29 protein-coding genes are annotated in these 26,721 nt (G+C 69.3%); 5 read left to right on the top strand and 24 right to left on the bottom strand.

Annotation, left to right across the window (positions count from 1 at the left end; genetic code table 11):
* Positions 1 to 196: 196 nt before the first annotated feature.
* The gene (locus tag FNH05_RS07100) at positions 197 to 967 is read right to left on the bottom strand and encodes an enoyl-CoA hydratase-related protein (RefSeq protein WP_144586499.1); all 771 of its coding nucleotides are present in this window, start codon (positions 965 to 967) and stop codon (positions 197 to 199) included.
* A gap of 18 nt (positions 968 to 985) precedes the next feature.
* Complete coding sequence (locus tag FNH05_RS07095) at positions 986 to 1,939, bottom strand: GlxA family transcriptional regulator (protein WP_144586497.1); 954 nt, start codon at positions 1,937 to 1,939, stop codon at positions 986 to 988.
* Between the two features lie 71 nt (positions 1,940 to 2,010).
* Here FNH05_RS07095 and FNH05_RS07090 point away from each other — a divergent pair, with 71 nt between their 5' ends.
* A complete protein-coding gene (locus FNH05_RS07090; protein ID WP_144586495.1) occupies positions 2,011 to 2,568 on the top strand; it encodes a cysteine hydrolase family protein in 558 nt (185 codons plus the stop codon).
* A gap of 45 nt (positions 2,569 to 2,613) precedes the next feature.
* Here FNH05_RS07090 and ehuA read toward each other — a convergent pair whose 3' ends face one another.
* From ehuA to FNH05_RS07065, 5 genes are all read right to left on the bottom strand, one after another.
* On the bottom strand, positions 2,614 to 3,378 hold the full coding sequence (gene ehuA, locus FNH05_RS07085) for an ectoine/hydroxyectoine ABC transporter ATP-binding protein EhuA (RefSeq protein ID WP_144586509.1): 765 nt from the start codon (positions 3,376 to 3,378) through the stop codon (positions 2,614 to 2,616).
* 1 nt (position 3,379) lies between these two features.
* Positions 3,380 to 4,036, bottom strand: coding sequence for an ectoine/hydroxyectoine ABC transporter permease subunit EhuD (gene ehuD / locus FNH05_RS07080; protein ID WP_144586493.1), 657 nt, complete (start codon positions 4,034 to 4,036; stop codon positions 3,380 to 3,382).
* Complete coding sequence (gene ehuC, locus FNH05_RS07075) at positions 4,036 to 4,749, bottom strand: ectoine/hydroxyectoine ABC transporter permease subunit EhuC (RefSeq protein ID WP_144586490.1); 714 nt, start codon at positions 4,747 to 4,749, stop codon at positions 4,036 to 4,038. The genes ehuD and ehuC overlap by 1 nt, the downstream gene beginning before the upstream one ends.
* A gap of 15 nt (positions 4,750 to 4,764) precedes the next feature.
* Positions 4,765 to 5,658, bottom strand: a complete 894-nt coding sequence (gene ehuB, locus FNH05_RS07070; RefSeq protein ID WP_144586488.1) for an ectoine/hydroxyectoine ABC transporter substrate-binding protein EhuB — start codon at positions 5,656 to 5,658, stop codon at positions 4,765 to 4,767.
* Between the two features lie 147 nt (positions 5,659 to 5,805).
* Positions 5,806 to 7,827, bottom strand: coding sequence for a protein meaA (locus tag FNH05_RS07065; protein ID WP_144586485.1), 2,022 nt, complete (start codon positions 7,825 to 7,827; stop codon positions 5,806 to 5,808).
* Positions 7,828 to 7,937: 110 nt separating this feature from the next.
* Between FNH05_RS07065 and FNH05_RS07060 the strand changes: the two genes are divergently transcribed.
* A complete protein-coding gene (locus FNH05_RS07060; RefSeq protein ID WP_144586483.1) occupies positions 7,938 to 8,561 on the top strand; it encodes a LysE family translocator in 624 nt (207 codons plus the stop codon).
* A 22-nt stretch (positions 8,562 to 8,583) separates the two neighbouring features.
* Here the strand turns inward: FNH05_RS07060 and murA are convergent, their stop codons facing one another.
* Positions 8,584 to 9,858, bottom strand: a complete 1,275-nt coding sequence (gene murA / locus FNH05_RS07055) for a UDP-N-acetylglucosamine 1-carboxyvinyltransferase (protein WP_144586481.1) — start codon at positions 9,856 to 9,858, stop codon at positions 8,584 to 8,586.
* Positions 9,859 to 10,009: 151 nt separating this feature from the next.
* Between murA and FNH05_RS07050 the strand changes: the two genes are divergently transcribed.
* Positions 10,010 to 11,512, top strand: coding sequence for an insulinase family protein (locus FNH05_RS07050; RefSeq protein ID WP_246127580.1), 1,503 nt, complete (start codon positions 10,010 to 10,012; stop codon positions 11,510 to 11,512).
* A gap of 25 nt (positions 11,513 to 11,537) precedes the next feature.
* Entirely contained in the window at positions 11,538 to 12,107 is a 570-nt protein-coding gene (locus FNH05_RS07045) for a cob(I)yrinic acid a,c-diamide adenosyltransferase (protein ID WP_144586477.1), read from the top strand.
* 67 nt (positions 12,108 to 12,174) lie between these two features.
* Here the strand turns inward: FNH05_RS07045 and FNH05_RS07040 are convergent, their stop codons facing one another.
* The 16 genes from FNH05_RS07040 to rpmE all read right to left on the bottom strand — a co-directional run bounded on the left by FNH05_RS07040 (position 12,175) and on the right by rpmE (position 25,886).
* Positions 12,175 to 12,618, bottom strand: a complete 444-nt coding sequence (locus tag FNH05_RS07040; protein WP_144586475.1) for a DUF2550 domain-containing protein — start codon at positions 12,616 to 12,618, stop codon at positions 12,175 to 12,177.
* A 24-nt stretch (positions 12,619 to 12,642) separates the two neighbouring features.
* Positions 12,643 to 13,008, bottom strand: coding sequence for a F0F1 ATP synthase subunit epsilon (locus tag FNH05_RS07035; protein ID WP_144586474.1), 366 nt, complete (start codon positions 13,006 to 13,008; stop codon positions 12,643 to 12,645).
* A 166-nt stretch (positions 13,009 to 13,174) separates the two neighbouring features.
* On the bottom strand, positions 13,175 to 14,602 hold the full coding sequence (gene atpD / locus FNH05_RS07030) for a F0F1 ATP synthase subunit beta (protein WP_144586472.1): 1,428 nt from the start codon (positions 14,600 to 14,602) through the stop codon (positions 13,175 to 13,177).
* Positions 14,603 to 14,605: 3 nt separating this feature from the next.
* The gene (locus tag FNH05_RS07025; protein WP_144586470.1) at positions 14,606 to 15,520 is read right to left on the bottom strand and encodes a F0F1 ATP synthase subunit gamma; all 915 of its coding nucleotides are present in this window, start codon (positions 15,518 to 15,520) and stop codon (positions 14,606 to 14,608) included.
* Positions 15,521 to 15,528: 8 nt separating this feature from the next.
* Positions 15,529 to 17,172 carry a F0F1 ATP synthase subunit alpha gene (gene atpA / locus FNH05_RS07020; RefSeq protein WP_144586468.1) on the bottom strand — a complete coding sequence of 548 codons (1,644 nt, stop codon included), beginning with the start codon at positions 17,170 to 17,172 and terminating at the stop codon, positions 15,529 to 15,531.
* A 108-nt stretch (positions 17,173 to 17,280) separates the two neighbouring features.
* Complete coding sequence (locus FNH05_RS07015; RefSeq protein ID WP_425458420.1) at positions 17,281 to 18,126, bottom strand: F0F1 ATP synthase subunit delta; 846 nt, start codon at positions 18,124 to 18,126, stop codon at positions 17,281 to 17,283.
* 6 nt (positions 18,127 to 18,132) lie between these two features.
* Complete coding sequence (locus FNH05_RS07010; RefSeq protein WP_144586467.1) at positions 18,133 to 18,684, bottom strand: F0F1 ATP synthase subunit B; 552 nt, start codon at positions 18,682 to 18,684, stop codon at positions 18,133 to 18,135.
* A gap of 29 nt (positions 18,685 to 18,713) precedes the next feature.
* Positions 18,714 to 18,968 (bottom strand): ATP synthase subunit c family protein, encoded by a 255-nt coding sequence (locus FNH05_RS07005; protein WP_144586465.1) that lies wholly within the window; start codon positions 18,966 to 18,968, stop codon positions 18,714 to 18,716.
* A 64-nt stretch (positions 18,969 to 19,032) separates the two neighbouring features.
* Complete coding sequence (atpB, locus tag FNH05_RS07000) at positions 19,033 to 19,815, bottom strand: F0F1 ATP synthase subunit A (protein ID WP_144586464.1); 783 nt, start codon at positions 19,813 to 19,815, stop codon at positions 19,033 to 19,035.
* A gap of 452 nt (positions 19,816 to 20,267) precedes the next feature.
* Positions 20,268 to 20,759: a Cg1360 family ATP-synthase-associated protein gene (locus FNH05_RS06995; RefSeq protein WP_425458419.1), complete on the bottom strand. Its 492-nt coding sequence runs from the start codon at positions 20,757 to 20,759 to the stop codon at positions 20,268 to 20,270.
* Positions 20,756 to 21,919 carry a glycosyltransferase family 4 protein gene (locus FNH05_RS06990; protein WP_144586462.1) on the bottom strand — a complete coding sequence of 388 codons (1,164 nt, stop codon included), beginning with the start codon at positions 21,917 to 21,919 and terminating at the stop codon, positions 20,756 to 20,758. The genes FNH05_RS06995 and FNH05_RS06990 overlap by 4 nt, the downstream gene beginning before the upstream one ends.
* Positions 21,919 to 22,569 carry an L-threonylcarbamoyladenylate synthase gene (locus tag FNH05_RS06985; protein ID WP_144586461.1) on the bottom strand — a complete coding sequence of 217 codons (651 nt, stop codon included), beginning with the start codon at positions 22,567 to 22,569 and terminating at the stop codon, positions 21,919 to 21,921. Before FNH05_RS06985 ends, FNH05_RS06990 begins: the two co-directional genes overlap by 1 nt.
* A 55-nt stretch (positions 22,570 to 22,624) precedes the next feature.
* Positions 22,625 to 23,488 (bottom strand): peptide chain release factor N(5)-glutamine methyltransferase, encoded by an 864-nt coding sequence (gene prmC / locus FNH05_RS06980; protein ID WP_144586459.1) that lies wholly within the window; start codon positions 23,486 to 23,488, stop codon positions 22,625 to 22,627.
* Positions 23,489 to 23,669: 181 nt separating this feature from the next.
* Entirely contained in the window at positions 23,670 to 24,446 is a 777-nt protein-coding gene (locus FNH05_RS06975; RefSeq protein WP_144586458.1) for a hypothetical protein, read from the bottom strand.
* A gap of 59 nt (positions 24,447 to 24,505) precedes the next feature.
* Positions 24,506 to 25,576: a peptide chain release factor 1 gene (gene prfA, locus FNH05_RS06970; protein WP_144586457.1), complete on the bottom strand. Its 1,071-nt coding sequence runs from the start codon at positions 25,574 to 25,576 to the stop codon at positions 24,506 to 24,508.
* Positions 25,577 to 25,658: 82 nt separating this feature from the next.
* A complete protein-coding gene (gene rpmE, locus FNH05_RS06965) occupies positions 25,659 to 25,886 on the bottom strand; it encodes a 50S ribosomal protein L31 (protein WP_144586456.1) in 228 nt (75 codons plus the stop codon).
* 227 nt (positions 25,887 to 26,113) lie between these two features.
* On the opposite strand from rpmE, the gene FNH05_RS06960 reads away from it, so the two are divergent.
* Positions 26,114 to 26,635: a CHAP domain-containing protein gene (locus FNH05_RS06960; protein WP_246127579.1), complete on the top strand. Its 522-nt coding sequence runs from the start codon at positions 26,114 to 26,116 to the stop codon at positions 26,633 to 26,635.
* Positions 26,636 to 26,721: the final 86 nt, after the last annotated feature.

Below are 26,721 nucleotides of genomic sequence, written 5' to 3'. Positions count from 1 at the left end.
ACCGGCACCCCACCCACCGCAAAAACAGCCGACGCGGACAAAACAAGACAAAAACCAAAACCAAACGTTAAAACTCAAGGGTCCCTTCACAGTCAAATTGACTGTGAAGGGACCCTTCACGGCCAACACTCACGCGACTTTGCCGGGACCCCGGTCGACAGGGCTGTGAGGGGACCCCTCACGGCAATCCGACGGCTCAGGACCAGTGCGGCTTGCGCTTTTCGAGGAAGGCGGCCATCCCCTCCTTGGCGTCCGGGGTCTGCGAGGCGGCCGCCATCACCTCGACGGCGAGGGCGTAGGCGTCGGCCTCCGGGCGGTCGAGCTGGGCGTACAGCGTCTGCTTGCCCAGCGCCTTGCTCGCACGGCTGCCCCGCGTGGCCCGGCCCAGCAGTTCGGCCACGGCCTCGTCGAGTTCGGCATCCGGCACCACGCGGTTGACCAGACCCCAGTCCAGCGCGGTGGCGGCGTCGATCGGGTCGCCGGTGAGGGCCAGTTCCATCAGGCGCTTGCGCCCGACCGCCCGCGCCACCGGCACCGCCGGGGTGTGGCAGAACCAGCCGCCCTTCCCGCCGGGCAGCGCGAACCCGGCCGACTCGGCGGCGACCGCGAGGTCGCACGAGGCGACCAGCTGGCAGCCCGCCGCGGTGGCCAGCCCGTGCACCCGGGCGATCACCACCTGGGGCACGGCCTCGATGGTGCGCATCAGCTCGGTGCACAACCGCAGCAGCTCCCGGACACCGGCGAAGTCCCGCGCGGCCACGTCGCCGAAGTCGTGCCCGGCCGAGAACACCGGCCCGGCACCGGCCAGCACGATGCCCGTCGCGTCCGTCTCCGCCACCTCGCGGAACGCCGCGAGCAGCTCCGCGAGATGGTCCGAGGACAGGGAATTGCGCCGGGAAGCCCGGTTCATGGTGATGGTGACCGTGTCACCCTCGCGCTTGAGAAGGATGTGCTCGTACTCGCCCATACCCCGAACCGTAGTTCGCTAGCCCGGTTGCCGGAAGGTTCGGCGGTACGAATCGGGCGCCACCCCCAGTTCGGCCCGCAGCCGCCGGCGCAGATTGGCGGCGGTACCGAGCCCGGCCTTGCGTGCGACCCCCTCGACCGTGAGGTCGGTGGCCTCGAGCAGCCGCTGCGCGTGGCGGATCCGTTGTGCTCGCAGCCATCGGCCGGGGGTCATGCCGACGGCGGCGGTGAACTCCCGGTGGAAGGTGCGGGGGCTCATCCCGGCCTCCCGGACGAGGTCCCCCACCCCGATGGGCCGGTCGAGCCGGTTCGCCGCCCAGTCCATTGTGGACGCGATGCCCGGGCGCGCGGGACGGGGCGCCACCGCGACCCCGGCGTACTGCCGCTGGCCGCCCTCACGGGCGGGCGGCATCACCAGGCGGCGTGCCAGTGCGTCGGCCGCCTCCGCGCCCTGGTGCCGCCGGACGAGGTACACGCACAGGTCCACCCCGCCGACCACGCCGGCCGAGGTGAAGATCCCGTCCTCGCCGGTGAACAGCACGTCGCGGCTCACACGGGCCCCGGGTGCGGCTCCTTCGAGGTCGTCGAAATGCCGCCAGTGCGTCGTCGCCGGCCTGCCGTCCAACAGCCCCGCCGCGGCGAGTGTGAAGGCCCCCGTGCAGAGGGCGGCCACGGTGCTGCCCGCCTCGTGCGCGGCGCGCAGTGCCCTGGCCGCCGACGGCGGCACCGGGGCGAACGGATCGGCGCGCCCCAGGGCGATCACCAGATCGCAGCCCCGCAGCCCGGAAAGCCCCTGATCGGCGGCGACGCGGCCGAACGGGGACAGCTCCACCGGCCGTCGCCCGGCCGAGCACAGTCGCAGGGCGAACGGGCCGATGCCGTCGTCGGTCCGGTCCTGTCCCCACACCTCGCCCACCACGGCCAGGTCGAACGCCCGGCTGGCGGGCAGCAGCAGCACGCCCACGGTGTACATGGCAGAAAAGTACCGCGGCGAGCTTCTTTTGCCACTCCCGTGACGGCTTCCGCGCCACGAAACTCGTGGGCATGACTGATCCGGTTCTGCTTCTCATCGACATGCAGCGCGGCTTCGCCGACAGCGCCTACTGGGGGCGGCGCAACAACCCCGGTGCGGAAGAGGGCATGCTCGCCCTGGCCCACCGCTGGCAGCAGGAGGGGAGGCCGATCGTGCTGTCCCGGCACGACTCGGTCCAGCCGGGATCCCCGCTGCGGCCCGGTCAGGACGGCAACCTGCTCAGACCGGAGCTGGACGGTATCCGGCCGGAGCTGCTGGTCACCAAGAAGGTCAACTCGGCGTTTCTGGGAGACGCCGACCTGAACGCCTGGCTGAAGGAGCGGGGGGTGACCGAGTTGGTGCTCGCGGGCATCCAGACCAACATGTGCGTGGAAACCACCGCGCGAATGGCCGGGAATCTCGGCTACCGCACCACCGTCGCCCTGGATGCCACCTTCACCTTCGATCTCACCGGCCCGGACGGCTCCGTCATCCCGGCCGAGCGGCTCGCCGAGGTGACCGCGGCCAACCTGCACGGCGGAGGTTTCGCCGCGGTGCGCACCGTCGGGAACATCCTCGGTACCGCCTGACCGCGGTTGCGACGGACAGGGACCGCGCCGGTACGAATCGGCGTCTCAGGCGCGGTCCACGACCGCGCGCAGGAACTCCCGGGTGCGCGGGTGGGACGGCGCGGTGAACAGCTCGCCCGGCGGCGCCTGCTCGATGACCCGGCCCTGGTCGAACATCATCACGCGGTCGGAGACGTCCCGGGCGAACTGCATCTCGTGCGTGACGCACAGGAACGTGATGTCGGTGGTGGCCGCGATGTCCTTGAGCAGCTTGAGCACGCCCGCCACCAGTTCCGGGTCCAGCGCCGAGGTCACCTCGTCCAGCAGCAGTACCTCCGGCCGCATCGCCAGTGCCCGCGCGATCGCCACGCGCTGCTGCTGCCCGCCCGAGAGCGTGCTCGGGTGCGCGTTCGCCTTGTCGCCCAGGCCGACCAGCTCCAGCAGGTCGACCGCGCGCGCCTCGGCCTCGCCCTTGGACAGGCCCAGTGCGCGGATCGGCGCCTCGGTGAGGTTGCGCAGCACGCTCATGTTCGGGAACAGGTTGAACTGCTGGAACACCATGCCGATCCGCTTGCGCTTCTGGCGCAGGTACTTCTCCCCGGCGGGGACCCACTTGCCGTCGCGGCGCACGTGGGTCAGGCATTCGCCGCCGACGTAGATCCGGCCCGCGTCGATCCGCTCCAGGGTCATCAGCAGGCGCAGGATGGTGGTCTTGCCCGAACCACTGGGCCCGATCAGGGTGACGAACTCCCCCGGCGCGACGGTGAAGTCCAGGTCCCGCAGCACGACGTGGTCGCCGTACTTCTTCACGACCGACTCGAAGCGGATCATTTCAGCGGTCACCGGCACGGCGCTCCAACCTTCTCACCAGAATCGAAGCCGGGTAGCTGATGGCCAGGAACATCAGCCCGGCCAGGGTGTAGGGCTCGATCACCCGGAACGTCTCGGCCCCCTGCTCCTTCGCGCGGTTGAGCACGTCCAGCACGCCGATGGCCAGCAACAAAGGCGTTTCCTTGAACATCGAGATCATGTAGTTGCCCAGCGCGGGCAGCACCCTGGGCACGGCCTGCGGCAGGATGACCGCGGTCCAGACGCGGCCGCGCGGCAGGCTCAGCGCGGTCGCCGCCTCCCACTGCCCGCGCGGGACGGCGTCGATGCCCGCCCGGTACACCTCCGAGGTGTAGGTGGCGTAGTGGATGCCCAGGGCGAGCACACCGGTGGCGAACGCCGAGGGCCGGATGTGCAGCGCGGGCCACAGCAGGTAGAAGATCACGAACACCTGGATGAGCAGCGGCGTGCTGCGCACCACCTCGACGAACAGGAACACGGCCTGGCTGAGCACCGGGATCCGCCACCGGCGGATCAGCGCGAGGACCAGGCCCAGCAGGTACGCCAGCACGGAACCCAGCACGGTCAGTTCGAGGGTGACCAGCAGCCCTTCGAGCAGCAGCGGAATCGACGCCCACGCGTTGACCCAGTCCCATTGCATCAGCCCACCCCCGCGGTGCTGGTGCGGCCGAACACGCCGGTCCGTTCGACCGGTGCCCGGCCGAGGCGCCGCGCCGCCACCCGTTCGAGCCATCGCATGATCACCGTGATGATCACCGCCAGGATCAGGTAGCAGACCAGTTCGACCCCGTAGATGAACACCAGCCGGTCACCGTAGACGGGCCGCAGCAACTCCCCCTTCTCCGTGATTTCCCCGGCCGAAATGAAGAAGAGCAGCGCGGTGCTCTTCAGCAACTGGATGAAAAGGTTGTTGAACGGCGGGTACATCTCCACCAGCGCCTGCGGCAGGACGACGCGGAGCATGCGCTGGGCGGGCGTCAGCGACAGGGCCGTCGCGCCTTCCCGCTGTGCCCGGGGCACCGACTGGATGGACCCGCGCACGATTTCCGCGCCGTAGGCGCCGTGGTTGAGCCCGAGCACGAGCACCCCGGCGAACAACGGGATCAGTTGCAGCCCGACCAGCGCGGGCAGCACGAAATACAGCCAGAACAGCTGCACCACTTCGGAAGTCCCGCGGAAACCCTCCACATAGACGCGGGAGAGGAACCGCACGGCGATCGATGGCGACAGCATCGCCAGTCCCGCGAGGAACGACAGGACGATGGTGAGCGCTATCCCGCCCACGGTCGCGATGACGGTCGGGCCGACCCCGTCGAGAATCGAGGAAAGGATGTACCGGGTCTCTTCGGACATGACCGGGCCCGCCGATCAGGCGGCGCACAGTTTCGCGGTGGTCAGTCCCGCGGGCGGCAGGTTGGCCTCGCCGAAACCGAACGGCGAGACCAGCCGCAGCCACTCGCCGTTGGAGTGCAGGACCTGCAACTGCTGGTTGAAAGCGTCCCTCAGCGGGGTGTCGGCCTGCCGGAACACGAAACCGCCCGCGGAGGCGACCGGCTGACCGTTCTGGACCGGCTGGAAACCGGGTGTCACCTCCACCCCGGCCCCGGAATTCTGCTTCACCAGCCATTTCAGGGAAATGTCGGTCAGCGCGGCGCAGTACACCCGGCCCGCGGTCACCGCGCGGAGCAGATTGTCCTGGGTGTCCAGCGTTTCGATATTTCCTTCGGGCACCCCGGCCGCGGTCGCGTAACCCTTTTCCACCGCGGCGGAAAGCACCGCGACCTTGAGGTTCTTCGAAGCGACATCGTTGAGGTTCCGCACGCCCTGCGGATTTCCGGACGGCACCAGCAGTGCGGTCAGCGCCGAATAGTCGGGGTCGGAGAACAGCGCGGCCTTGCAGCGGACCGGGGTGATGTTCATCCCGGCCGCCACCACGTCGAACTGCTTGGCGTTCAGGGCCGGGATGAGCTGGTCGAAGGGCACCACGCTGGCCTGCAGGGAAGGAATGCCCAGCGCCGCGAAAACGGCCTTCGCCACCGCGGGCGCCTCCCCCGTGGTGTTACCGGAACTGTCGGTGAAACCGTAGGGCGCCTCGTTCGCGATACCGATCTTGATCGTCTTCGCGTTCTTCGCCGCGCTGAGCGTGTCGCCGCTGTTCGTGCTTTGGCAGGCGGTGAGAACGGCGGGCCCGGCGGCCGCCGCCAGGCCCACGACCGCCGAACGCCTGAAGAAATCCCGTCGCGTCCATTCGTTGCCCGCCATGGCAGCACCCCTTTTCGCTCGGATGCCTACCGAACGTAGGTGCTGCCCACAGACAGGTCAAAAGGTCACCGAGCGGGGACCCATCCCGTTACCGGAAAGATGTCCACGTTCGGTGACGACAATCGCACAATTCGTCACAAAACCGGGTCAGTCCTGCGGTAATCCGTGTGCCTGGCGGATCACCGTGACGATCTCGTCCATGATCTCGGTCAGCTCGTAGTCCTTCGGCGTGAACACCCGGGCGATCCCTCGTTCGATCAGCAGCCGCTCGTCCTCGGCGGGGATGATGCCGCCCACGATGACGGGGATGTCCCCGGCCCCGGCCGCCCGCAGTCCGTCCACCACCTGCGGCACCACCTCGAGGTGCGAGCCGGACAGCACGGACAGCCCGACCACGTGCACGCCCTCCTGCACCGCGGCCGCCACGATCTGGTCCGGGGTCAGCCGGATGCCCTGGTAGATCACCTCGAAGCCGACGTCGCGGGCCCGCACGGCGACCTGCTCGGCACCGTTGGAATGCCCGTCGAGCCCCGGCTTGCCGACCAGGATGCGCAGCCGCTCGCCCAGTTCCTCGCCGGTGGCCCGCACCCGGTCCCGCACGCGGACCACCTCGTCGGCGGTGCCGCCCGCGGCCGCGGCGGACACGCCCGTGGGTGCCCGGTACTCGCCGAACACCTCGCGCAGCGCGCCGGCCCATTCGCCCGTGGTCACCCCGGCCCGCGCGCAGGCGAGGGTGGCCTCGAAGAGGTTCTCGGAGGTCTTCGCGGTTTCGCGCAGGGTGGCGAGAGCCTGCTCGACGGCCTCGTCGTCCCGGTGCGCGCGCCATTCCTCGAGCGCGGCCACGGCCTGCTTCTCCACGGCCGGGTCGACCGTCTCGATCGCCTTCGCCCCCTCCGCCTGAAGCGGGCTGGGCTCGGTGGTCTCGAACCGGTTGACACCGACGATGACCCGTTCGCCGGACTCCACCGCGCGGCGGTATTCGGCCAGCGACGAAACCAGTTGCGACTTCATGTAGCCGCTTTCGACGGCGGCCACGGCCCCGCCGAGTCCGGCCACGCGCGCGATCTCCTCGCGGGCGCCCTCGACGATCTCGTCGACTTTGGCCTCGACGACGTGCGAACCGGCGAAGATGTCCTCGTACTCGAGCAGATCCGTCTCGAACGCGAGCACCTGCTGCATCCGCAGCGCCCACTGCTGGTCCCAGGGGCGGGGCAGGCCCAGTGCCTCGTTCCAGGCAGGCAACTGGATCGCGCGGGCACGCGCGTCACGCGAGAGGGAGACGGCGAGCATCTCCAGCACGATGCGCTGCACGTTGTTCTCGGGCTGGGCCTCGGTCAGCCCCAGCGAGTTCACCTGGACGCCGTAGCGCAGGCGGCGGGCCTTGGCGTCGGTGACGCCGTAGCGCTCGCGCGTGATCTCGTCCCACAGCCTGGTGAACGCGCGCATCTTGCACATCTCTTCGACGAAACGCACACCCGCGTTGACGAAGAAGGAGATGCGGCCGACGACCTTGCCCATGTCGGCCTCGTCGATCTGCCCGGAGTCGCGCACCGCGTCGAGCACCGCGATCGCGGTGGACAGCGCGTAGGCGACCTCCTGCGTCGGCGTCGCCCCGGCCTCCTGCAGGTGGTAGCTGCAGATGTTGATCGGGTTCCACTTCGGCACGTGGTGCACGGTCCAGGCGATCACGTCGGTGATCAGCCGCAGGCTCGGCGCGGGCGGGAAGATGTAGGTCCCGCGGGAGAGGTACTCCTTGATGATGTCGTTCTGCGTGGTGCCGGCGAGCTTGGCCAGCACCTCGTCGACATCGCGGCCCTCGGCCTTCGCCTGTTCCTCGGCGACCGTCACGTACAGCGCGAGCAGCCACATGGCCGGCGCGTTGATGGTCATCGAGGTGTTCGCCTCGGCGAGCGGGATGCCGTCGAAGAGCTTGCGCATGTCACCGATGTGGGCGACCGGCACCCCGACCTTGCCGACCTCGCCCTTGGCGAGCGGGTGATCGGCGTCGTACCCGGTCTGGGTGGGCAGGTCGAAGGCGACCGACAGCCCCGTCTGCCCCTTGGCGAGATTGCGCCGGTAGAGCTCGTTGGAGGCCGCGGCCGACGAATGTCCCGCATAGGTGCGCATCACCCAGGGTCGGTCCCGCTCACGGTCCGTCGGATAGGGCACGGTGCACCTCCATGGTGAAAATGACGCTCCCAGGGTACTTGCTGGTAACTTCCCCTGGCTGTGCAGCGCGTCATACTCACTCCCCCGTGATCCACCGTAACGTCCGCCAGGTGACCTGGCACCTGTACGGGACCTACCTGATCTTCGTCGTGCTCGTGGTGCTCGCCCCCGGGCCGGACACCGCGGTCACCCTCAAGAACGCCCTCTCCGGCGGGACCCGGGGCGGCCTGATGGCCGCCTTCGGCATCACCGTCGGAAACCTGTTGCAGGGCACGGCGGTCGCGCTCGGGCTGGGCGCGCTCATCGCCCGTTCCCAGCCGGTGTTCGTCACCCTGCGCTGGGCGGGCGTGGCCTACCTGTGCTACCTCGGCTTCCAGGCCCTGCGCGGGGCCTGGCGCGGGGACTACGCCGCGATGGACGCGATCGGTTCACGGGCGAGCGGGTTCCGGCGCTGGCGGGAGGGCTTCCTGTCCAACGTGACCAACCCCAAGGTGCTCGCGCTCTACCTCTCGGTGCTGCCGCAGTTCCTCGACCCGCACCACACCGGCCCCGGGCAGGCGCTGCTGCTCGCCTACACGGTCACCGTGCTCGGCGGGTTGTGGCTGCTGGTGCTGATGTCGCTCGCCCACCGCGTCCGTGACTGGCTGTCGCGCCGGAAGGTGCGGCGCTCGCTCGACGGCATCACCGGCACCGCCCTGATCGGCTTCGGCGTGGCACTCGCGGCGGAGAGCTGATCACCCGCCGCGAGAGACGCGCTCAGGAACGCTCGGGGTCGCCCGCCACGCGCTCGATCCGCGCGCCCAGCCGGTTGAGGTTCTCCACGAAATGCGGATAGCCGCGGTCGATGTGGAACACGTCCCAGATCTCGGTGATCCCGTCGGCGCACAGCCCGGCCAGCACCAGGCCCGCACCGGCCCGGATGTCCGAGGCCCACACCGGCGCGCTCGACAGTTTCTCCACCCCGCGCACCACCGCGTGGTGCCCGTCGGTCCGCGCGTCCGCGCCGAGCCGCTGCATCTCCTCGATGAACCGGAAACGCGCCTCGTAGACGTTTTCGGTGATCATCGAGGTGCCCTCGGAGATCGAGGACAGCGCGACGGCGAACGGCTGCAGGTCGGTGGCGAAACCCGGGTACGGCAGGGTAACGAAGTCGACCGACTTCGGCCGGTCCTCCTGCACGATCCGGAAACCGGTGCCGTCGAACGGGGTCACCTCGGCCCCGGCGAGCCGCAGCTTGTCCAGCACCAGGTCGAGGTGGTGCGGATTCACCCCGCGCACCGTGATGTCGCCCCGGGTCATCGCCGCGGCGAAGGCCCAGGTGGCGCCGACGATGCGGTCACCGATGACGCGGTGTTCGGTCGGGTGCAGCGCGTCCACGCCGTGCACGGTGAGGGTGGAGGTGCCCGCGCCCTCGATGTCGGCACCCATCTGGACGAGCATCGTGCAGATGTCGACGATCTCGGGTTCCCGCGCCGCGTTGTCGATCACCGTCGTGCCGTTCGCGAGCACCGCGGCCATGAGGATGTTCTCGGTCGCGCCCACGCTCGGGAAGTCGAGCCAGATCTGGGCGCCCTGCAGGGTGTCCGCCTTGGCCACCACGCAGCCGTGCTCGATGGTGCTGGTCGCGCCGAGGCTGCGCAGGCCGTTCTGGTGCATGTCCAGCGGCCGGGAGCCGATCGCGTCCCCGCCGGGCAGCGCCACCACGGCGCGCTTCAACCGGCCCACCAGGGGACCGAGCACGCACACCGAGGCTCGCAGCTTGCTCATCGCCGGGGAGTCGGCACGGTGGGACAGCTCGGCGGGCGTGGTGATGCGGGCCGTGTCCCCGTCGAGGTCCACCGTGCAGCCCACGCTGCGCAGCACATCCGCCATCAGCGGGACGTCCAGGATCTGCGGGCAGTTGGTGATCGTCGTGGTGCCTTCGGCGAGCAGCGCCGCGGCCATCAGCTTCAGGACGCTGTTCTTCGCCCCGACGACCTCGACTTCGCCGGTCAGCCGGGCACCACCATGCACATCGAAGTGCTCGCTCATGGCCGCCATCATGCCTGCCGGGATACCCGCCACCTTCGTGGGGCGGGTGATAGCGGACCGCGGCCCCCGGGCGGGGAAAATGTGAAACACTGCGCGCTTCCCAACGCCGATCGCCCGCGTGAGAACTCCTGGGGGAACATTGAGCGAGACCGTGGCCTCACACTCCGCACCGGTCCTCCCGCCCGTGCACCGCACCGAGATCGACGGCGTACCGGTGTTCTGGAGCGGACGGCCGTCGGGCAGGCTCAGCGCGACACTCGTCTTCGGCGTCGGCACGGCCCACGAGGACTTCCTCGGAACGGGGCTCACCCATCTGGTCGAGCACCTCGCGATGCGGCCGGTGCGCACGAACCGCTACCAGAACAACGCGACCACCGAGGTGCTGCACACCGGCTTCGAGGTGACCAGCGCGCCCGAAACCGTCGCCGAGCACCTGCGCCGGGTGTGCACGTCCCTGTCGCGGCTCGACACCGGGCCGCTGGAGGCCGAGCGAGGGGTGCTGCTGGCGGAGGAACGCAGCGGTGACGGGCCGGGCGTGACCGCGTGGCTGCCCGCCTCGATCTGGTACGGAAACCGGGCCTACGGCCTGATCGGCAACATCAGCGTGGCGCCGGCACGGGCGGGTGAGGAGGAGGTGCGCCAGTGGTGCGCCCGCTGGTTCCACCGCGGCAACGCCGCGCTCGTGCTGTCCGGTCCGCCCCCGGCGGACCTGCGCCTGCCACTGCCGGACGGTCCCGCCTCGCGCCCGCCCGCGGTGGCCCCGTTCGGTCTGGCCACCCCCGCGCAGACCGCGATCCCGAACGGGGTGGCCGGCTGCGCGCTCGTGGCCTGGACGCCCGAACTGGCCTGCGCGGTCCAGGTGCTGATCGAGCGGCTCACCGAACGGCTGCGTCATTCGGAAGGGCTCGTCTACGACATCGGATTCGACCACCAGCTCGTCGGCCCCCGCCAGGCGGTGATCGGCTTCGGTACCGACGTGCCCGACAAGCAGGCGCGCCGGGTGGCCGACGCGATCCGGGCCGAGCTGGACAAGCTGGGCGCCAACGGCCCGGCCCCGGAAGAGCTGGGCATGGACCGCCAGAGCCTGCTCGAACAGGTCGCCGAGCCCGGCTTCGCCGAATACCGGGCGTTCGACGCGGCCATGGCCCACCTGACCGGATGGCCGTCCGCACAGGCACAGCAGGAGGCCGTGCTGGCGGGACTGCGACCCGGGGCGGTCGCGGCCGCGGCCCGCGATCTCGCCACCCGCCTCGTGCTGTGCGGACCGCTCGGGCAGCTTCCCCCGGACCTGCCGGAGTTGGCGACCGCGGTCGCCCCGGTGCCCGGACGCGAACTCAAACGGGCACTGATCGGCTCCACCGCGCCGAGGGGACTGCGGCTCGTGGTCGGCGACGAGGGCCTCACCACCTTCTACGGGGACAGCCCGGTGCCGGTGGCCGTGGCCCGTTACGACGACGTCGCCGGGGTCGCGGTCGAGGCGACCGACGGCGGCCTGCCGATCCTGCACCTGTTCTCCCGGAGCGGCGGGCAGATCACGGTGCGTCCCGGAGACTGGCGGGGCGGACGTTCGCTGGTGCGGGACCTCCGGTCGCGTTTCGATCCGGCGCTGTACTTCGACGCCCCCGATTCCATGCGCCTGTTCGAACAGTCCTGACGAAACGGCCTCTAGACTTCGCGTCATGGCCGTAAGGATCAATCGCGTGTACACCAGGGTCGGCGACAACGGCACCACCGCACTGGGCGACGGCTCCCGGGTGCCGAAGACCGATCCGCGGCTGGGGGCCTACGCCGACGTCGACGAGGCGAACTCGGTGATCGGGCTGGCACTGGCAGTCGGCGCGCTCGACGAAGAGATCGGCGCGGTACTCCGCCGCGTCCAGAACGACCTGTTCGACGTGGGCGCGGACCTGTGTGCCCCGATCGTGCCCGATCCGCCGTACCCGCCCCTGCGCATCACCGAGGACTACATCACGCGGCTCGAGGACTGGTGCGACCGGTTCAACGAGCGGCTCGGCAAGCTGACCTCGTTCATCCTGCCCGGCGGCACCCCCGGCGCCGCGTTCCTGCACCAGGCCCGCACGGTCGCCCGGCGCGCGGAGCGCAGCGGATGGGCACTGGTGGAGGCCGACCCCGAGCGGACGAACGCGATCGCGGTGAAGTACCTCAACCGCCTGTCCGACCTGCTGTTCATCCTGGCCCGCCTGGCCAATCCCGGGGGTGACGTGCTCTGGAAGCCCGGCGGCGAATGAACCGCCCCGGAAAGCCGAAACGCCGTGAGGGAACCCCTCACGGCGTTTCTTCGTCTCGTAAAGCCCTTCAGCTGGCGCGGGGAACGCGCCTTCCCGGCGGGGCCGATTCCAGCCACGACAGGAACCCGGTGAGCGCCCCCGGCCCCATCGCGATCTCGATGGGTTCACGGCCGTCCGACTCGCACCGCAGCACGGTGGCGTCGGTGGGGACGGCATAGGCTTCCGTGCCCGCCGGGTCACGGCGGTCCGCGATCACCAGCGTGTCACGGTCGAACACCCGGTCCGGCCCGGTCCGCAGGCTCCACACGCGGTACCAGGCGAACACCTCGCCCTCGTAGCGCCCTATCCCCAGATGCCAGCCGGCCCGCGCGTTGTCCGGCTTCCAGCGCAGCGCGACACTCACGCCGCCGTTGCGCCGCATCCGGACCCAGCGCAGGCCGTACCACGCCGAAATGACCACAAGGCCGAGCAGGAGAACCAGGACAATCACGGCGATTTCGGTGATGTCCATGGCCGGCTCCCGCTCGCTGCCCGATCAGACCGACTGGCCGGCCGCCCGCAGGCGTGCGGTTGCCTTCGCCCGTTCCGCCTCGTCCTCGTGGCCCAGCGCGGCCCGCGCCTCCTCCACGTTGATCTCCTCGGCCAGTTCCGCGGACTCCGCGAGCACGCTCACGCGCTCGTTGGTCACGGAGAGAAAACCGCCGTGGACCGCGGCGACCACCACGGAACCGTCGGTGGTGTTCACCTTGACCACGCCGCCCTCGACGAGCTGCCCGAGGACCGGCTCGTGACCAGGCATGATGCCGATTTCACCCTCGGTGGTCTGGGCGACCACGAACGTGGCCTGGCCCGACCAGAGTCGGCGCTCGACGGCGACAAGCTCGACGGAAATCTCAGCCACGTAGCTTCTCCTTCACAGCATTTCCTCCAGCCCCTCGGCAGCTTCGACTGCACTGGGCCCGCCCCGCCGCCGGGCACTCGCCACGAGTCTAATACGCCCGGATCGACTATCGAAAACGGCGGGGTGACGTCCACAAAGGACACCGACCCCGCCGCTCGTCGTCAGCTCACTTCTTCTTGGTGATCTCGTTGTACTTCTTCTCGAGGTCGTCCAGGCCACCGATACCCAGGAACGCCTGCTCCGGGTAGTGGTCGAACTCGCCCTTGGCGATCTTGTCGAAGGCCTCGACGGTCTCCGACCGCGGCACGGTCGAACCGGGCTGGCCGGTGAACGTCTCGGCGACCAGCATGTTCTGCGACAGGAACCGCTCGATGCGGCGCGCCCGCTGCACGGTCAGCTTGTCCTCTTCGGACAGCTCGTCCATACCGAGGATCGCGATGATGTCCTGCAGCTCCTTGTACTTCTGCAGGATCCGGATGACCTCGGAGGCGACCCGGTAGTGCTCCTCGCCGACGATCGCCGGGTCGAGGATGGTCGAGGTGGAGGCCAGCGGGTCCACCGCCGGGAAGATGCCCTTCTGGAACACCGACCGGGAAAGCTCGGTGGTGGCGTCCAGGTGCGCGAACGTGGTCGCGGGCGCCGGGTCGGTGTAGTCGTCCGCGGGCACGTAGATCGCCTGCATCGAGGTGATCGACCGGCCCTTGGTCGAGGTGATCCGCTCCTGCAGCTCACCCATCTCGTCGGCCAGCGTCGGCTGGTAACCCACCGCGGAAGGCATCCGGCCCAGCAGGGTGGACACCTCCGAACCGGCCTGGGTGAACCGGAAGATGTTGTCGATGAACAGCAGCACGTCCTGGTTCTGCACATCGCGGAAGTACTCCGCCATGGTCAGCGCGGACAGCGCGACCCGCATACGGGTGCCCGGCGGCTCGTCCATCTGCCCGAACACGAGCGCGGTGTCGTTGATGACGCCGTCCTCGCTCATTTCCAGGAAGAGGTCCGTGCCCTCACGGGTGCGCTCGCCGACCCCGGCGAACACCGAGGTGCCACCGAAGTTCTTGGCGACACGGGTGATCATTTCCTTGATGAGCACCGTCTTGCCCACGCCGGCACCGCCGAACAGGCCGATCTTGCCACCCTGCACGTACGGGGTGAGCAGGTCGATGACCTTGAGGCCGGTCTCCAGCATCTGGGTCTTGCCCTCGAGCTGGTCGAAGGCGGGCGGCTTGCGGTGGATCGCCCAGCGCTCCAGGTCGGCGCCGTAGCCCGGCTGGTCGAGGCAGTCGCCCAGCGCGTTGTAGACGTGGCCCTTGACCTTGTCACCGACCGGCACCGAGATCGGCCCGCCGGTGTTGATGACCTCGGCGCCGCGGACCAGACCGTCCTGCGGGGCCAGGGAGATGGTGCGAACCAGGTTGTCGCCCAGGTGCTGGGCGACCTCCAGCGTCACCGTCTTGCGCAGTTCGGCGAACTCGATCTCCACCTTCAGCGCGTTGAACAGCTCGGGGACCGCGCCGCGCGGGAACTCGACGTCGACGACCGGACCGGTCACGGAGACGATGCGACCCTTGGCGGCTACTTCGGTAGTAGTCATTGCTCAGTCTTCACTTCCTACAGCGGCGAGTGCATCGGCCCCACCGACGATTTCGCTGATCTCCTGGGTGATCTGGGCCTGCCGGGCCTGGTTCGCCAACCTGGTGTAGGTGTTCACCAGTTCGTTGGCGTTGTCCGAGGCCGCCTTCATGGCGGTGCGCCGGGCGGCCAGTTCGGACGCCGCCGAGTCCAGCAACGCCGCGAAGATCCGCGTGTTGATGTACTTGGGCAGCAGGGCCGACAGCAGCCGGTCCGCGCTGGGCTCGAACTCGTAGGAGGGCAGCAGTTCGCCGGGCTTGGCCGACCCCTGCACCTCCTCCTCCGTGTACTCGACCTCCAGCGGCGCCATGCGCTTGGCGGTCGGCACCTGGCTGAGCATCGACTTGAACTCGGTGTACACGATGTGCACCTCGTCCACGCCGTCCTCGGCCAGGAACGCTTCGGTCAGCGCCTTGCCGGTCTCGGCCGCGTTCTCGTAGTGCGGCTGGTCGGAGAAGCCCGTCCAGTAGCCGGCCACCTCGCGGCCCCGGAACCGGTAGTAGTTCAGGCCCTTGCCGCCGATGACGTAGACCGACGGCTCCTTGCCCTGCTCACGCAGCAGCGCCAGCAGCTCCTCGGTCGCCCGCAGCACGTTGGCGTTGTACCCGCCGCACAGGCCCTTGTCGCTGGTCACGACCAGCACCGCCGCCCGCTTCGGGTTGGGCCGCTCCACCAGGAACGGGTCGTCCAGGTTGGACGCCGCACTGGCCAGTGCGGAGAGCACCTTGGTGATCTCCGTGGCGTACGGCCGCGAGGCGGCCACCCTGGCCTGGGCACGGCCGATACGCGAGGTGGCGATCAGTTCCATCGCCTTCGTGATCTTGCCGATCGATTTGGTCGCCCGGATCTTTCCCCGGAGCTCGCGAAGTTGTGCCATCAGCTATCGGGTCACTTCTTCGGGGCGGGCTTGTTGACCTTGACGGTCTCCTGCCCGACCTTGTCGGCATCCATCGCCTCGGCCTCGGCCTCGTTGACCAGGGTCTGGCCGCCCGAGGTGGTGAAGCCCTTCTTGAACTCGCCGGTGGCCCCGACCACACGCTCGGCCAGCTCGTCGGTCCAGCGGCCCTTGTCGCGGATCTCGGCGAGGATGTCGTCGTGCTTGTGGCGCAGGTTCTCCAGCAGCTCGTGGTTGAACCGCGCGACGTCCTCGACCGGCACGTCGTCGAAGTGCCCATTGGTGCCGAGGTACACGGTGACGACCTGCTGCTCGACCGGGATCGGCGAGTACTGCGGCTGCTTGAGCACCTCGTACAGGCGGACACCGCGGTCCAGCTGGGCACGCGAGGTCGCGTCCAGGTCGGAGGCGAAGGCGGCGAACGCCTGCAGCTCCTGGTACTGGGACAGGTCGATCCGCAGCGAGCCCGAGACCGTCTTCATCGCCTTGATCTGCGCGTCACCACCGACACGGGAGACCGAGGTGGTCACGTCGACCGCCGGGCGCTGGCCCGAGTTGAACAGGTCCGACTGGAAGAAGCACTGGCCGTCGGTGATCGAGATGACGTTCGTCGGGATGTAGGCCGAGATGTCATTGGCCTTCGTCTCGATGACCGGCAGACCCGTCAGCGACCCGCCGCCGAGCTCGTCGGACAGCTTCGCGCACCGCTCGAGCAGACGGGAGTGCAAGTAGAAGACGTCGCCGGGGAACGCTTCGCGGCCCGGCGGGCGGCGCAGCAGCAGCGAGATCGCGCGGTAGGCGTCGGCCTGCTTGCTCAGGTCGTCGAACACGATCAGGACGTGCTTGCCCTGGTACATCCAGTGCTGGCCCAATGCCGAACCGGTGTAGGGGGCGAGCCACTTGAAGCCGGCGGAGTCGGAGGCCGGGGCCGCGACGATGGTGGTGTACTCCATCGCGCCGTGGTCCTCGAGCGCCTTCTTCACACCCGCGATCGTCGAGCCCTTCTGGCCGACCGCGACGTAGATGCAGCGGACCTGCTTGGTCGGGTCGCCGCTCTCCCAGTTCGCCTTCTGGTTGATGATGGTGTCCACGCAGACCGCGGTCTTGCCGGTCTTGCGGTCACCGATGATCAGCTGGCGCTGGCCGCGGCCGATCGGGGTCATCGCGTCGATCGCGGTGATACCGGTCTGCAGCGGCTCCGACACCGGCTGGCGCTGCACCACCGAGGCGGCCTGCAGCTCCAGGGCACGGCGCTCGGTGGACTCGATGTCGCCGAGGCCGTCGATCGGCTTGCCCAGCGGGTCGATGACCCGGCCGAGGAAGTTGTCGCCGACCGGGATCGACAGGATCTGCCCGGTCCGCTTGACCTCCTGGCCCTCTTCGATGGACTCGTAGTTACCCAGAATCACGACACCGATCTGGCGCGGTTCGAGGTTCTGGGCGACACCGAGGATGCCGCCGGGGAATTCCAGCAGCTCGTTGGCCATGGTCGAGGGCAGGCCCTCAACGTGCGCGACGCCGTCGCCGGTGTCCACGACGACGCCGACCTCTTCCCGGCTCACGTCCGGTGAGTAACTCGAGACGTAGTTCTCGATCGCGCTACGGATCTCGTCCGAGGAGATCGTCAGCTCCGCCATGTCGTTCCCGCTCTCGCTTCGTTCTTGCCAGTGTTCAAAGTCTGTGTTGTCGTCCGCGTTGTCGCCCGTCCCGCGGCGGGGGCTCCTCGTCCCCGCCCGCGGGCCCTCTCACGCGAGCTGCCTGCGCAGCGCCGCGATCCGGCCGGCCGCACTGCCGTCGATGACCTCGTCACCGACCCGGACGACCAGTCCGCCGCCAAGGCGGGGGTCGACCTCGACGTGCAGCGCGATCGGCCGCCCGTAGATGCCCTGCAGCTTCTCGGCCAGCTGCTCCCGCTGTTCGCCGGAGAGGGCGCTCGCGCTGACGATGTAGGCAACCGAACGAGCACGCCGCTCCGCGGTCAGCTTGACCAGCTGGTCGAGGCCGAAACCGACGCCACGGCCCGACCTGCGGGCGACCACCTGCTCGACCAGGGTGAGCGTCACCGCCTGCACCTTGGGACCGAACAGATCGCGCACCAGCTTGCGCTTGGCCTCGGCCGGCGCCGCCTGGTCGGACAGCGCCTGCTCCAGCTCCGGCTTACCTACCACGATACGGGCAATCCGGAACAGCTCGTCCTCGACGGTGTCCAGGTTCCCGGCCTTCTCCGCGCTGGTCAACAGCGCCGAGCGGCCCAGCGACTCCAGGCCGTCCACCAGCTCCCGCGGGCTCGACCACCGCTGGCCGACCGCGGTCTCGAGCACGCTCAGCGCGGGCGCCGAGATCTTGCCGGTCAGCAGGGAGGTGGCCAGGCGCTTGCGGGCACCGGGGTCGGACGAACCGTCCCCGAGGGCCCGGCGCAGGCCGATCTCCCCGGTCAGCAGCTCGACCACGGCGAACAGGTCGCCACCGAGGGCGGCCGGGTCGGTCCCCGCCTCGCCGAGCACCTCGGCGAGGCGGCTTTCCGCCGCGGCCAGCGCCTCACGGCTGGCGGCGTGCAGTGACGTCTGCGTCGTCTGCGTCATGACAGCCATCGGCCCTTAGTTCCCTGCTCCGTTACCGGTGCCGAGCTCGGCCAGGAACCGGTCCACGGTGCCCCGCCGCCGGACGTCGTCCTCGAGGGACTCCCCGACGATGCGGCTGGCCAGTTCGATCGAGTTCCGGCCCAGTTCGGCCCGCAGCTCGGCCACGATCTGTGCCTTCTGCGCCTGCAGCGCGGCGTGGCCCTGCGCGATGATGCGCGCGGCCTCGTCCTGCGCCTCGGCCCGCAGCTCTTCCTTGATCCGCTCGGCCTCGAGCCGGGCGTCGTCACGGATCTTGGCCGCTTCCGCGTACGCGTCGGCGAGCTGCGCCTTGTACTTGGCCAGTGCCTCTTCTGCCTCGGCCTGCGCCTTTTCGGCCTTGTCGATCCCGCCCTCGATCGCGGCGGTCCGCTCCTCGTACAGCTTCTCGAAGCGCGGCACGGCGAACTTCTTGAGCAGCCAGACCAGGATCAGGAAGGCGACCAGGCCGACGATGATCTCGGGGATGTTCGGCAGAACCGGATTGGGCGGCGCGGACTCGGCGGCGAGCACGAGTTGGGTCTTCACCACAACGACTCCTTAAGCGGTGAGCGGTGAACTCAGGCGGCGGAGGCGATGAAGTAGACGACCAGGCCGATCAGGGCGAGCACCTCGGTCAGCACGAAGGTGGTCCAGGCGATGCCCATCAGCTTGCCCTGGGCCTCCGGCTGCCGGGCGGTGCCGTTGATGACCGCGGCCCAGATCAGACCCACACCGATACCGGGGCCGATCGCGCCCAGGCCGTAGCCGATGGCGGCGAGGCCGGGGTTGAGGTTGGTGGTGGACGCGGCGGCCTCAGCAAGAACGTTGCTCACTTGCATTTCCCTTTCACTCGGTCCGCTACTACGCGGATCGGGGGCTTGTGGTTGCGGTTTCTTCTCAGTGGTCTTCGGCCAGCGCGGCACCGATGTAGTTGGCCGACAGCACGGCGAACACATAGGCCTGGATGACCTGGATCAGGGCCTCGACGAACGTCATGAGGATCGCGAAGGCGAACGAGACCACCGAAATGGGCTTGAAGGCAGGAGCCGCATTCACCAGCAGGAACTCGCCGGCGGCGGTGAACACGAGCAGGATGAGGTGGCCTGCGAACATCGCGGCGAAGACCCGGATCGCCAGCGTGACCGGGTTCAGCACGAACTTCTGCAGGAACTCGATCGGCGTCAGCAGGAAGTAGATCGCCAGCGGGGCGCCCGGGGGCACGGTCGCGTGCTTGAGGTAGCCGACGAAGCCGTGCCGCTTGAACCCGACGAAGTGGTAGACCGGGTAGACCACCAGTACCGACAGCGCGAGCGGGAAGCCGATGTGCGCCATGGTCGGGAACTGGAAGAAGGGGATCAGCCCGAAGATGTTGTTGACCAGCACGAAGCTGAACAGCGCGAGGACCAGCGGGATGAAGGGCTGGAAGTCCTTCGAGCCGATCTGCTCGCGTGCCATGCCGTTGCGCGCGAAGTTGTACAGATACTCGGCGGCGAACTGGCCCCGACTCGGGACGATCTTCAGCTTGCGTGAGCTGATGAGGAAGTACGCGGCGACGATGATCACCGACAGCACGACCAGGAGCATCGGCTTCGTGACCTGGCCGAAGATCGACGGCAGGTTGAAGTCTCCGGCACCGGGGGGAGTAAAAGTGTCACCCGCGGCTAGTACCAGCGCGCCCAACTGGGCTCCTTCCGGTTCTCCCGGCCGGCGTTCACTCCGCCGGGGGAATCGTCACGATCAGGACTTAACGTACCCGATACGTTTCGGGTAGCGGGAAGCGGCTCCCCTGAGTGAACAGCAGGTGAACAGAGCGAACACACCGGCCGACCAGGAGAATCAGCGTGACGATCACCGAGAGCAAACCCTGTACCGACCGCAGGACCCATGGCTCCATCACGATCGCCACGGTGCTGGTCGGGGTTCCGCCTTCGGGAGCGCGGCCGATTTCCGCCTCCGCAATGCGGACGATACCAGCCGGTATTCCGACACCGTACGCCCGTACTCCTTAACGAACGCGAGTACTGATCAGCTGTGCCGCCCCGATCGGTGCCCGAAACCAAGAAATCCGCCCTTTTCCCTGGTCAGAGGGGTAAGAGCGGATCTTGGAGCGCGTTAGCCGGTACTGCGGACCGCTAGTCCGAAGCCGGAATGATCGTCGGAATCCGAGTCCTGCGGAAGGCCACGAACTCGGCGGCAGCCCACACGAGAATCACCGCCAGCATGGTGAAGGCCAACGCTTTCGGGTGCAGGAACCCCACATTCCGGAGCAGCATCATCACGCCCAGTAGCACCAGCACCTTGAAGATATAACCACCGAGAGCGACGGCCATCACGGCCATCGGCTCCATCGCGGCGGTCTTGCGCATCATCCACAGGGTCGCGAGCGAGGAGGCGAAGGCCACCACACCCCCCACCACGGCGCCGAACAGACCCGGCAGCCCGACCACGACCGTGGCGACGACGGCGCCCACGACCACGGTCGCGACACCCGGCCAGAGTGCACCGCGGTACATCGCGTCGGCCAGCTTCAGCACGGACTGGGCGTGGGGATTCTCGGTTTGGGCAGTCGTCACGGCGGTCTTCTCGGTGGTCGTCTCGGCGGTCGTTTCGGTGGACTCGGTCATGGCACTCCCTGCTGGTTCCTCGACCTCAGTCTAGGGATCATTGAAACGATCACCGCGAGCAGCAGGCCGAGACCGACCACCCAGACTACCGCCGTGGTATCGAACAACGTCAGCGAAACGGCGCCGAAACCGAGCAAACCGGCCCACAGGTAAATGAGCAACACCGCCCGGCGCTGGGAGTGGCCGATTTCCAGCAACCGGTGGTGGAGGTGCATTTTGTCCGCCGCGAACGGGCTCTCACCGCGGCGGGTGCGGCGGATCACCGCCATCAGCAGGTCGAGCACCGGCAGGAACAGCACCGCGACCACGACCAGCAGCGGGGACAGCAGTGCCAGCGCGTCCGAACCGCCGAAACGGGTGTAGTTGATCTTCCCGGAGGCCGAGGTGGTGGCGCCTGCCAGCATCAGGCCGATCATCATCGACCCCGAGTCGCCCATGAAGATCTTCGCGGGCTGGAAGTTGTGCGGCAGGAAGCCGAGGCAGGCGCCGGCCAGGGTGGCGGCGATCAGGGCGGGCGGGTAGACGCCCACATCCCCGCCCGAGGAGTTGAGCAGGCCGAGCGAGAAGGCGCAGGTGGCCGTCGCCGCGATGAATCCCAGGCCCGCGGCCAGCCCGTCGAGCCCGTCGACGAAGTTCATCGCGTTGACCAGCAGCACCACCAGCACCACCATGAGCAGGCCGCCCTGGTTGCTGTCGAGGGTCACCACCGAACCGATCGAGTCGCCGTTGCCTCCCCACGGCACCCAGAACACGTTCCACTGCACGCCGAAGATGACCAGGATGCCCGCGCACAGCACCTGGCCCGCCAGTTTGGTCCAGGCGTCGATTTCGAACCGGTCGTCGACCGCGCCGATCAGCACGATCACCCCGCCGCCGATGAGCACCCCGACGGGGTCGAGCGAGTATTCGAAGGCCCGCCGCAGCACGGGCAACTGGTGCGCCATGGCCATCGCCCCGGCCACGCCGAGGTACATGGCGAGCCCGCCCATGCGCGGGATCGGGATGACGTGGACGTCACGGGCACGCGGATTGGCGATCGCGCCGGCGCGGATGGCGAACCGGCGGACGAGACCGGTGAGCAGGTAGGTCAGCGTCGCCGCGATGAGCCCGACGAGGATGTATTCCCGGATGGGGAGTCCGGCGGTGGCGATGGGAGTCATCAGGACGGGTCGGTCACCGGCATGCCGAGCGCTTCCGACACCGCTTCCGCGCTGACCGCCCCCACCCGGAGAAGAACGGGTTCTCCCCCGGTGAGGTCCACGATCGTGGACGGGACCGGGTCTCCGCTCGGCCCGCCGTCGAGGTAGACCGACACCGACTCGCCGAGTTGTTCCTGCGCCTGTTGCGCGGTGGACGCGGGAGGCTGCCCCGACACGTTCGCGCTGGAGACGGCCATGGGCCCGACCTCGCGCAGCAGTTCGAGCGCGACCGGGTGCAGCGGCATCCGCAGCATGACGGTGCCCCGGGTGGTGCCGAGGTCCCACTGCAGGCTCGGCGCATGCGGCAGCACAATGGACAGATCCCCCGGCCAGAACGCCTCGATCAGGGCTCTGGCCTGCGGCGGCATCCCCAGCACGAGACCATCCACAGTGGACCAGGAGCCGACCAGCACCCCGACCGGCATGTCCGGGCCGCGATGTTTCGCACGCAGCAGGGCGCGCACCGCGCCCGCGTCGAACGCGTCCGCTCCGATGCCGTAGACCGTGTCGGTCGGCAGCACGACCAGGCGGCTGGACCGGACCGCGTTCGCGGCCGCCGCCAGTCCGTCCGCACGGGATTCCGGCCGACTGCAGTCGTACACCGCACTCATGCCCTAGAGACTATCCGGGTCGCCGAACGCCTCTCCTGAGGGCCGTGCGAGTGGGTCAGACGCGGCGGGCGGTGACGAACCGGGGCCGTCCCGCGAGGTCGCGGTGGTCCTCCACGTCGGTGAGCACCTTGCGGGCCGAAACGATCGCGGGGGCGGCGGAGGCGTGGGTGTCGTCGTGCTCGATCGCCACGCCGCCGCCCGGTTTGAGCAGGCGGGCCGCGGTGGCCACCACCTGCCGGATCACGGCCAGGCCCCCGTCGGGGGCGAACACGGCCTGCGCCGGGTCGTAGTCGATCACCTCGGGCGAAAGCTCCGCGCCCGGCGGCACGTAGGGCGGGTTGGACAGCACGAGGTCCACCAGGCCGTCCAGCTCCGCGAAGATGGTGCTGTCACCGACGTCGCCGGAGTACAGCCGGATCGGCGTGTCACCGGCCTCGGCCCGCGCGTCGGCGTTGTGGCGGGCCCAGGCCAGCGCGGTGGGGTCGATGTCCACCGCGTAGACCACGGCGTCCGGGCGGGCGTGCGCCACCGCCAGCGCGAGCGCCCCGGAACCGGTGCACAGGTCCACCACGACCGGGTACTCGCGCCCGTTGAGCAGCTTGAGCCCCCATTCGAGGAGCAGTTCGGTCTCGGGCCGGGGGATGAACACGCCGGGGCCGACGCTGACGGTGATGTCGCCGAGCGCGGCCCACCCGGTGAGGTGCTGCAGCGGCACCCGCTTGGCCCGCTGGGCGACCAGCTGCCCGATGGCCTCGATCACCGGCGGGTCCACCAGCGGGATCATCGGCAGCCTGCCGCGGTCGACCCCCAGCACATGCGCGGCCAGCAGCTCGGCATCGGCCCGGGGGGAGGCGACGCCGGCCGCTTCGAGGATCCTGGTCGCCTCGATGATGGCCAGGCGTAACGGTTGCCGCTTCACGGCACTAACTTTGACACAGCCCGCTCCACCTCACGGGGACCTATGCCGCGAATCCGGCTCGCGGACTTCCGCACTCCTCCACCATAGGTCGCCCACCGGGGCGTCCGGATGCCGGAACCTCCCGGGCACGCGCGCAGGCCCAGCCTCCCCCCGGCGCGAGCCGAGGCCGTGCGGGGCCCGGTCAGCGCGGCCGGTCCGGGAGCGGGGGAAGCCGGTGGCGGTCCAGCGCCACCCGGCGGGGATCCCCGGGGTCGATCCGCACCGGCACCGTCGCCCCGGCGAAACCGATCTGCGCGCGCCTGGCAGCGGTGCGGAAGCCGAACCGCGCGATGGCCGCGTAGGCCGTGCCGTCCGCACGCCGGATGTCGAGTGCGACATCGGCCAGGCTCGCCTCCCGCGAGGGCAGGAGTTTCTTCGGCACGCGCAGGAAACTGATCGCGCTGATCACCGCCGTCGCCGCCTCACCGGTCCGCAGCAGCCGATCCGCCTCGGCCACCGACACCGGGGTGCTCCCGTCCGGCAGCCGGTCGAGATCGCCCGTCGCCTCGCATACCGCGCGCTCGAGTGCGTCCCGGAATCCTTGCGGCGGCTCGTCCTCGGGCAGGGCGGACGGGTCGAGCCCGAGCCGGATCGCCCGCTCCTCCCGCGCGTCCCGGGCTCGCTGCGCCATGAGTTCGGTCATCGATCTGCCCGGCCACCGCACCACGAACACTGAGGTGCGGGCCCGGTCGATGGCGGCGGGGTACTCGGTGCCGGGTTCCGGCAGTTCGGCCTCGGCGGCGAACACCTCGGTGACCGTGACCGGTTCCGGCGGCACCCCGGGGCCCCGCAGCACACCGGACAGGCGGAGGGTGTGATGGCCGTCGGAAATGTCGAGAGTGGCCGTGCGGCGCACGGTGAACGTGCCCGCGACCGGGTCACGCATGTGCCGCTTCCGGTACCACTGGCGCAGCCCCATGGCGCCAAAGCTACCGCGAGCGGTGCCGTGAGGGGGCCCCTCACGGCACCGGCCGGGGCTCAGGCGCCCGCGCTGGCGAGGCGTTCCTCACGGTCGGCGCCGGCCAGTGCGTCGAGCACGGCATCCAGGTCGCCGTCGAGCACCTGGTCGAGGTTGTACGCCTTGTAGTTGACCCGGTGGTCGGAGATCCGGTTCTCCGGGAAGTTGTAGGTCCGCACGCGCTCGGACCGGTCCACGGTCCGCACCTGCGAACGCCGCGCGTCGGCCGCCTTGCTGGCGGCCTCCTCCTCGGCCAGCGCCTGCAGGCGGGCCTGCAGCACCTGGATGGCCCGCGCCCGGTTCTGGATCTGCGACTTCTCGTTCTGGCAGGAGACCACGATCCCGGTGGGCAGGTGGGTGACCCGCACCGCGGAGTCGGTGGTGTTCACGCTCTGCCCGCCCGGCCCCGACGAACGGAACACGTCGATGCGCAGGTCGTTCGGGTCGATCTCGACCTCGACCTCCTCGGGCTCGGGGTAGATCAGCACGCCCGCCGCGGAGGTGTGGATACGGCCCTGCGACTCGGTGGCCGGGACCCGCTGCACGCGGTGCACGCCGCCTTCGAACTTGAGCCGCGCCCACACCCCGTCGACCGCGCCGCTCTTGCTCTTCAAGGAGACCGTGACGTCCTTGTACCCGCCGAGATCGGATTCCACCGAGTCGAGCACCTCGGCCTTCCAGCCGTGGCGCTCGGCGTAGCGCAGGTACATGCGCAGCAGATCCCCGGCGAACAGCGCCGATTCCTCGCCGCCCTCACCGGACTTGATCTCCATGACCACGTCCGAGGAGTCGTACGGGTCGCGCGGCAGCAGCAGCTCGGTGAGCCGGGACTCCAGCGCGGGGATGCGCGCGGCGATCTCCTGGGCTTCGGCCGCGAAGCCCGCGTCCTCGCCGGCGAGCTCCTGCGCGGCGGCGAGGTCGTCGCGGGCCCTGTCGAGCTCACCGATCGCCTTGACCACGGGCGTCAGTTCGGCGTAGCGCCGCCCCAGCTTGCGCGCGCGCGACTGGTCGGCGTGCACCGCCGGGTCCGCGAGCTGCTTTTCCAGCTCGGCGTACTCGTCGAGCAACCCGTGCAGGGAAGACGAATCCACTTGGTGACCTCACTTCGGCGAAACCAGAACAAAAAAGCGGCGCCCGCCCCCGGTGGCCGGGTGGCGGGCGCCGTCGGTGAAGCTACTTGGCGGCGTTGTTCTTCTGCCGCTTGCCGTAGCGCGCCTCGAAGCGCGCGACCCGGCCACCGGTGTCCAGAATCTTCTGCTTGCCGGTGTAGAACGGGTGGCAGTTGGAGCAGATTTCCACGTGGATCGCACCGGAAGTCTTGGTGCTCCGCGTCTGGAAGGTGTTGCCGCAGCCACAGGTCACCGTCGTGACCACGTAGTCGGGGTGAATACCGCTTTTCATGGGGTCCTCTCATCGTGGCCGCCGGGTCCTCGCCTGAGGTGAACCGGAGCCGGACTTCAGCGGATCAATTCTGCCAGACAGGCTGGCACCGGTGACAACGCGCCCTGTCGCGCGCCTATTCCCCGTACTTCGTTGACAGTTCACCTTCTTGAACGCTTGTACGTTTCGTGTACACGTCCCCGGCAGCCTCGGGCACATCCGAGCTCCCAACAGGAGGAAGGGGACCGATGTCCACAACCGTGAAGCGGCTGCTGTCCCGGACGGTCAAACCCGCGGCGGTCGCCGCACTGGCGTTCGCCGCACTGGCGGTGGCTCCCGCCACCAGCGAGGCCGCGGTGACCGCGGCACCGGAGAACGTCAGCAGTGACGTCTCGATCCTCTCCGCGGGCGACGGCACCCCCGCCGGCGCCGTCCAGTGGTACGCCAACCACAACGGCAGCACCGCCTACCAGGGTTACTGCGAGAAGGCCGCGGAGAACGCCTACGGCACCACCGGGGTGTGGGCCTCGGCCAACGCGCACTGGAACGGCGCCAGCCCGAAGCACCCCGGCAACTACAGCCCGCCGCTGGGTGCCTTCGTGTACTGGAACATCAGCGCCTACGGCCACGTCGGCATCTCCGACGGCGCGGGCGGCTTCTGGGCGACCAGCGTCAACGGCCACATCGGCCACGTGACCAAGGCCATGGGCGGCTACAACTACTTCAACAACTACCGGGGCTGGACCCCGGCCGCCGTCCCCCACCAGTGACGGACACCCCGGCACGTCCGCGCGCACACGTACTGGGGGTCACGCGGAAGGTCGGGGCCCGGAACTGAAGCAAGGGATGTTTGCTA

This window comes from Amycolatopsis rhizosphaerae, assembly GCF_007713715.1.
GTDB lineage: Bacteria > Actinomycetota > Actinomycetes > Mycobacteriales > Pseudonocardiaceae > Amycolatopsis_E > Amycolatopsis_E rhizosphaerae.
Note: the sequence above shows the minus strand (reverse complement) of the source record. Positions and strands in the feature narration are given on the sequence as shown.